1 protein-coding gene is annotated in these 514 nt (G+C 55.8%); it reads right to left on the bottom strand.

The window, feature by feature from the left end; all coding sequences use genetic code 11:
• Positions 1 to 467: hypothetical protein (locus tag RE027_RS18330; RefSeq protein WP_497795578.1), on the bottom strand; the 467-nt coding region annotated here is incomplete at its 3' end.
• Positions 468 to 514 lie beyond the last annotated feature (47 nt).

Raw genomic sequence — 514 nt, forward strand, 5'->3', positions numbered from 1 at the left:
CCGCGGGCGGTGTCGCTGATGACCTTCCAGTCACTGAACGTTGTCAGTCTTGCCGCCGCTATCTGGTTCAGGTAGCCGAGGCTGCTTAAAAGCTGCTGGAGCGTCGTCTGACTGGCGTACGCCTGCGACTGCACCGACAGGTTGGTGAAGGCGTTTAGCGTGCCGCGGTCATATTCCGCAATGACGTAGTCCATCGCCCATAGGTTCTGGCTGCCGCCTTCAAGAAGCTCATCATCAAGAATCGACTGCACCACCTGGAGCAGATCGGCCAATTCAGCAGCTGTCATGTCATAGACGAACTTACCGGCATTGACTTGATACAGCGAAGGTTCTGCGCCCTCGTTGTTGCACATCATCCAGGACTGCTGTGCGTTCGCCTCACGTTGCTGCCCAGTCAGCCGCAGCTCAAACAGAGCCTTAAGCCTGCGCTTGATGTTCAGATACCGATCTTCGATATCATTGAACATCCGACTGACCTGCCGCGATGATTGCGTCGGGTCAGCTTTATTACGCG

The organism is Kocuria sabuli, assembly GCF_040981185.1.
Taxonomy (GTDB): Bacteria; Actinomycetota; Actinomycetes; order Actinomycetales; family Micrococcaceae; genus Kocuria; species Kocuria sabuli.